Origin of the sequence: Thomasclavelia sp. (genome assembly GCF_047249845.1) — a bacterium.
Classification (GTDB): Bacteria; Bacillota_I; Bacilli_A; order Erysipelotrichales; family Coprobacillaceae; genus Thomasclavelia.
Window position 1 is genome coordinate 1 of record NZ_JBKTWO010000076.1, and the last position, 7,973, is coordinate 7,973.

The following is a 7,973-nucleotide window of genomic DNA, read 5'->3' on the forward strand; positions in this document are numbered from 1 at the left end:
CTACTTCACCTTGCATTGCATTTACATTACCTAGTACTTCATTTACATCTGGTAACACTGCTTGAAGCGCATTCCATGTTGATTCTGTATAATCATTTGCATTTAATCCTGCTATTTGATCCATCTGTTTTTGTAAAGCTGTTTTATCACCTTTATAGAATTCTAACATCTGCATTACTTTAGCTAAACGATCAAATGCATTATTTACTTCTTCTTGACTTGCATTATCTTTAGCATAGATAGTTTCAGCATTTTCTAATGCTGCTTTGAATTCATCAGCTACTGCTGGTACTAATTTACCTAACTGTTCTTGAGTTACTGCACTAGCCATTTCAATTGCAATTGATAATGCTGTTTTGTTTGTTTCAACAACAACTTCAACTAATGCATCCTTAGTATTTTGTAATGTAGTTTTAGCATTATTTACTTCTTCTTGAGTTGCATCTGCTCTGTCTAATACTGCTTTAGCATCAGCCATTGCATTTGCGAATGGTACCCAAGATTCAACTGTATAATCTGCTTCATTTAGAGTTAAGAATTCATTATATAATCCTTGTAATTCAGTCTTGTCTACCACTGAAATACCTTTTAAACGTAATCCAATTTTAGCATCAATAATTGCAGATTTAGCATTTTCAACATCTTCTGCACTGCTTGCTTCATTTGCTAAAACATTTTTAGCATCACTAATTGCTGCTGTTAAATTATTCCATGTTTCATCAAGATAATCTTGAGAATTTAATTCTTCAACAGTATTGATCAATGTTGTTAAGCCATCTGTATCCTTTTCAAATGATCCTAAATGAACTTTAACTTCAGCTGCTGATGCATGTCCAGCAACTGATTCAACAACATTTAAACGAACATATTTTGCTTGTACTGGCGCAAATCTAACTTCTTTTGCTGAAGCATTATTAGCCCATGAACCACTTGCTACTTCAGTAAAATCTGTACCATTAGTACTTACTTCAATACGATATTTAGTAACAATACCATTTGATCCTGATTGTCTAGGTAAATAATAATAACCATCAACTAGTTCTTCTTGTTCTAATTCTAATAATAACCAATGTGGAGTAGGCGCATTATTCCATAATGTATGCCAGAATGTTCCTTTTTGTCCATCGATTGCTTTTGCTGCTTGAGCACTTTCACCAGATGTTTCTTGGCTTGAAGCAGTTGCTTTTACTTTTGCATTATCATAGTAATACAATTCACTGTTATCTTTTAATACTACATTATCTAAGGCCTCAACTAATGCCCATTCATAACCATTAACTGTTTCTTGAAGACCAGCTGGTAAGTGAGCTCTGATTAGAGCCTTAACACTTTCAATAGCATCAATACTTTCTTTTGTAAATGCTGAAGTATCATCAATTAATTCTAAATAAGATTCGATACGACTATAATCTGCTTCTTTATAATTTAATAATTCTAATTCCTTATTAATCGTAGAAGCTAATTGAGAAATTTCTTCTTTAGTTGGATTAAATTTAGCAAAAATAGCATTTGCCTGTTCTTTCCAACCAGCAAGTAAATCACTATCCAATTGTTTTTCAAGTGCTAAAGCATTCCATAAAGCGTAATCTAATTCCATTGTTGAATTATATTCGTCTTTTACACCTAAACGAACATCATCTACATATCCAGTAAATGCTTTTGTTTGGCTACCAATACGTTCCATAGCAAACATTCCTGTTGCTACCATTGGTCTACCTTCAATAATTTCACCATCACCTAAAACATCAACTAGTTCACCATTAACATAAAGTGATAATCTTGTAAACTCATTTTTAAATTCTAATTCTACCCACTCATTTAGTGGCAACTCATAATTAAATGAGTAATCAAAGTTTTCTCTAGAAAGACCAACCTTTCCAGTTCCTTTTTGAACTGCTTTGATACTTCCATAATCACTTTCAAAAAGAATTTGTTCTTCTTTACTTGTCGAAGTTCTCTTTACCTTTACTCTTAAATCATTATTTAAACCAGCCGTTCCTAAGCCAGTAGTTACATAACTTTCATTACCATTTAAAGCTAATGCCTTTTTCCCATCTATTTCTTCAATTCCAGCATTAACTCCATCTTTAGCATGATATTCATTTCCTGATTGATCTTCAAGATTATCCATTGAATAATTAACGATTTGTCCATCTTTATCTTCAATATCATAACCAAAATTAGTATTAGGAGCATCACCCATAATATCTGATGTTGCTTTAGCATCATTGATATTCATTGTATTTTTACCCCATAATTTAGCAGCCAATAATGGAATTGCTTTTTCAATACGATCATAAACATCATACTCACTAATACCATTATCAAGATAATCTGTCATATCATTCCATACCGCAAATGCACCACCTAGCATTTGTTTATCACCAGCTGGAATCGTTGTTCCACCAAGACTATTAATAGCCGTATTATATAACGTATTTTCATTTAAATAATTTCCATAATAACCTGCATTAGGTACAATATAGTACTGCCCATCATTACAATTGATCAAGTCAAAACCTTCATCATACATCTCACCAAGATTAGCCCAACCGTTATTCCAGATATTCATTTGAACACCATCACCAGGAACTTCAACATCACCTTTTATTCTTGTTAAACTTCCCCAAATTCGAGCATTACGACCACTATCTTTAACATAACTTAACATATCATTACTGAATTGACGATAAGCATTTCCATTAGCTGTGTATTCATCAGCTCCAACATGAACAGTTGTACCTAAATCAAATACTGGATTTTCTAATGATTCACCCATATATTCATCAAAAATACTTTGAACAAATTCTAAACTTTCATCGTATTTAGTTGTTAGATTTAAATGATCATTATCACGTCCATTTGTTCCATGTCGTAGATCCGGACGAACTTTAGTTAAAGCCAAAGAATGGGCTGGTGTATCAATTTCAGGAACGATATCAACACCATATACTCTTGATTTTTTAATAAAGTCTCTAAAATCATCTTTTGTATAATATACATCTTTGCTCGTTAGATCTGCTTTATTTAAACCATTATTTCCGCCTTCTTTAATATCTGATTCAAGTCTAAAACCAGAATAAGCAGCCATGATTTCTTCAACAGAACCTAAGCGTTCTAATACAATTAAATTGTCATTTAAATGAACTTGGAAATCATTCATCTTATACCATGACATTTCTTTTACTACTTGTTCTAAATAATCTAAAGTAAATGTTTTTCTACCAACATCTAAAATAAATCCTCTTACCTTGTATAAAGGATAATCACGAGTTATTCCTTTAGGAATAGATACATTATCATTACCCTTTAAAGCTTGAAGAATAGTTCTTGTTGCCCAGAATGCCCCAGTTGTTGTTTGAGCTTCTACTGTTACATTATCAGCAATATTCATTAGATACCCTTCATCTTGAAGACCTTTTGATAAATCATCTGTTAATGTTAAATAGAAATCTCCAGGCTGTGCATCTGTTCCTTGAACAACTTCAATTGATTTTCCTGTCATATCTTGATAATCTTCTTGGAAATATTGAGCCGTTTCTTTTAAAACATCATCATAATAAACAATTCGTGATTGATCATTTACCTTAAAATTACCACTATGACCTTTCCATTCACGCAATTCTGGTAAAATTTGAGGAGCTTCATTATCACCATTCTCTTTTTGATAAGTACCTGGAACTGTTACTTTTAATTCTTTAAAAATATATGCCCCAGTAGATTTACTAATAATTTTAAATGATGCATTTACTTCAGTGTCAACTACAGGTTCATAAATAGTTAAATCTGCATCAACAATTTGTTCATAATCTGTCCCGTTATATTCAATTGTATATTCTTCACTTTCAGGATAAGTTACTTCTAATTTAGTATCACCTATTTCAGGTTGTTTAATTTCAATTTGCTCCGCTAAATCAGTAGCACTTTCCTTAGGAATCCCACCATATACTTCAATTTCATATAATGAAATAGTATTCCAAGTCACTCCACCATCAGGATCTTCTGCTGTAAATGAGCTAACATTTAAACGTAAATAACGAGCCTGATGAGTTTTATCAAAAACAATTTTTTCATTAACTGTTTTTGGGCGTTCAGTACTGTCATAAATAGTTTGCCAATCATCATTATTTGTTGGTGTACTTATTTCATCAGCAATTTGAACTTGATAAGCAGTTGCTTTTCTATTTTCCCAGAAAAGCTTTACTGTCTTAATATCCATTTTCTTTCCTAAATCAATATAAACCCAATGAGGTCCATTACCCCTAGCACTGCCCCAACGTGAAGTAGATGATTTAGAATCTCCATCGACAATATTTGAAGCTTTAACTGATTGTGCTTCAATACTACTTGCAACAACTTCTTTATTATAAGCTACATTAGATTCAGGATTTTGTTCGTCAGTATAAATAACTTTAAAATCACGGCAAGAGATACTTGGATAGTTACTAACTTTAGTTACTTCTAACTTAACATATCTACCTTCAGCCGCTTCTTTTAAAAGTGTTACTGATTTATTTGATTTATTTTCAGAATTAACCGCAACGGGTTCTCCCCACTGACCAGGTTGATTACTTACATAAATTTTATATTCACCTGCATACTCTTCAGCTGATTCCCAAATCATTTCAAACTTATTCATTTTATAATTTTGACCTAAATCAACATAAGCCCATTGCACTGGACCTTTTTCACTTGACCAGCGACTATCCTCATCATCATCTGTCAAGTATGACGCTGGAAATTTGCTATGTTGAGCACTTGCAGTTACTTCTTTATTTAATGCCAGATTGACATTCATTGGTGTCTCTTCATCTGGTTCTGGTTCTCCAGGATGTCCCATAATTTCAAATTCTCTTAGAGAAATGCTTGTATAAGCGCCAGCAATTAATTTTTCAATCGTTATTTTTACATAACGATATTTAACCATTTCAGGCAAAGTTACTGTAGTTTTTGTATCATATCCATCTGCCTTTTCAGGTGCATCATAAATAAGATCATAATCAACATCATCTGTAGATGCTTCAATTTTAAATTTTGCAATTTTTTGCGCTGCAACATCTTCGCTATAAATATTAAAGATATCAAAGTCACATTGCGCTTTTAAATCCACTTTTAACCATTGATTTGATCCTTTTGGTTCTGTTGACCAACGTGAATCCAATGAACCATCTACAGCATATCTAGCTAAAAAACGATCATTACTAGCATACGTATAACTTGCTGTCACTGGCTTGTTCAGTGCTAAATTCACTTTTTCTTGTGCATGAATTGGCACATACATTGATAATGATGTCACTAACATTGTAACAACTACCAATATTCGTAATATTTTCTTCATTTTTTCCCTCCATAAATATCTACGTATTCGTCCAAATAACTATTCTAATTAAATATTCCTACTAATTTAATATCACCTCCCTTCCATTAAGACTTTTTATTATTTGCTTTTAAGAAACTTAAAAAGCAAGACAAAAAAGACTTATTTTTTAATGTCTTTTGGTCTTGCCTACTTAAAGTAACAATCCATTTGTTATATCACTACAAAAACCTTTTATCCATTGGTAAAAAGTTTTTTAGTGCTGAATTAAAAAAATTTAAACTGTTTATTTTATACTTACCAAATAAAAACTTTCATACTTGTTACAGTATAAAGGTTTTTTATAGTCTTTTCACTACACTAAAGCTATCAAAAAAGTGTAGTTTTATGAATATTTACTTAAATCTATATGTTTTTATAATCCGTTTTGTTCATCGCACACCATAACACCTGTTTAACTATACTTAATGAGACATACAAATATTCAGCAATTTCTAGTCCATAAACCTCGATATTTCGAGTTTTCCTGTTGTTAAATCATTTAATTATGTTTTTTAGAAAAGTAAATTATATAACAGAACCTATCAAGTAATTTTTTATTTAACTCTTTAGCTTTTCTATCAAACCTATTTAATTTTTCATCCATTTAAAAACCCAAAAGTTGACGATACACTATAAATGAGCTTAATAACCTGTCAGGAAGTGCTAATTCAATTGCCTAATCAAGATATAATCATTTATTAATATTATAAAATTAACCTAAGATAATTTTCCGATAAGACAATATTTTCATCTCAATTAAAAAAATCGGCAGCTCATAAATAGTACCGATCTTCTCCATTAATAACATGCACCAGTAATTTTTTCTTTAAAACCAGATAATATTTTTTAACTATTTAAAATAAATATTTAACATAAAAAAAACAAAGAATTGAACAAGAATCAAAGCTCTCCATTAAAAAACTTTTAGAAAAACCTAAATTATCAAATAACTCACTTTCATGATTATTATAGTTAAAAAATATAATTTAAATATATAAGCACCAAAAAAGCAGTTATATCTATTACAAATTTTTATTAAAAAGAGCGTAAATATTTAACTAATTCTTGTCTTTTTTTACAACCAGTTTTATTCATTGCATGCCATAACGCCTGCTTTACCGTATTTAAAGATACGTGTAATCGCTCTGCAATTTCTGCATTAGTATATCCATATACTGCTAATTTTGCTACTTCACGTTCTCTAATCGTTAATTCACTTGATTTTGTTCTTCCTAGCTTCATATTATGCAGCAAAAGCCACCCATCAAAAACTTTTTTGTTTAGTGTTTTTACTTTTTGTAATGCTTTTTCGTCAAATTTTGCTAATCGATCATCCAATAAATAACCAAATGATTGCCTTATTTCTGCAAACGGACTAAACAATTGGTCAGGAAGAGCTAATTCAATGGCCCGATCAAGATGTATAATAGCCATATCTTCATCACCAGTATTATAATAAGTAATTGCACATAATAATCTTAAATAGATTTCAGGTAAAATGGCTTTTACAATTTTCACTTGAGAAATTAATGGTTCACATGCAGCACTAATCATTGTCATCAATAAATTATATTGATGATTTTTACTTTTTGAACTTGATAAAGCTTCCTGGGCACCCAGAAGTAAATACTTAACATAAAAAAAATAAACAAAAGGAAAAGCATCTCTTGGTAATAAATCAAAACTACCATGTTGGAACCACTTTGGAAAAGTAGTGCCATCATCTATTATACTATCTATAGCAGCTAACCAAAATGCAAGTCTATGTCTTTCATCTCGATTCTGACAAGATATCGAAGCAACATATTGTTTCGCTTCTTCCCACAAAAGCAGATCACCACGGATACTCGCACATAATGATAATAATATCCCTACTCCAACCTGAATATCAAAACATACCGGATAAGACATAAATGATCTTGTCTGTGTGTATGCTAAATCATAATCTCCACGAAAATAGTCTAGTTGAGCCTTAAGAAATAAAGCAATTTGAGGCTGTTCTTTATATTTGCCTACAAGATCATCTCCACTACCAGGCGTATTATATAAATCTGTCATCAATGATAAAGGACATTCTCTTGGTGAAAGTAAAATTTTATCGCTCAAAATATCTTTATTATTTTCAACTTTATATTTTACAGGCCATTTTGTATTAGCAGGAATCATCCAAGTCTTTCCAATTTTTACAGCATTAGGAATCAATCCCATAAAACATAATTTTTCAATTTCACTAGAAGATACTTTCCATTTATGTGCTGCTTCATTTAAACTCATATAGTCCATACATTTTCTCCAAACATTTTATTTTTCTTATCTAAGTAATAAACAGCTAATATAATTATTACAATATCCATTCTAAAACAGTTAATAAATTACATACTATAAAATATCCTTTAATATCTATGAAAGATTTTTTAGAAAGAATTATTGCAAAAAGCTAATTAAAAAGTATTCATTGTATAGTTATTTATATTTTAAACTATTATAAAAAACTCCCAACCCTTTTAAATAAAAGATTTGAGAGTATTTGATAATTGGTGCGGATGACAGGAATACTCATTTTTAATTAAATATCACCTCATTAGCTGTTTTGAGCTATAAAAACATGTAAACC

General features: G+C 30.7%; 2 protein-coding genes. Both read right to left on the bottom strand.

Features of this window, described 5'->3' with window-relative positions:
• Window positions 1–5,338, bottom strand: a 5,338-nt coding sequence (locus tag ACLR9T_RS12930; protein WP_413109920.1) for a discoidin domain-containing protein, incomplete at its 3' end; no start/stop codon positions are given.
• A 1,056-nt stretch (window positions 5,339–6,394) separates the two neighbouring features.
• Window positions 6,395–7,642: a LuxR C-terminal-related transcriptional regulator gene (locus tag ACLR9T_RS12935; protein ID WP_413109921.1), complete on the bottom strand. Its 1,248-nt coding sequence runs from the start codon at window positions 7,640–7,642 to the stop codon at window positions 6,395–6,397.
• Window positions 7,643–7,973: the final 331 nt, after the last annotated feature.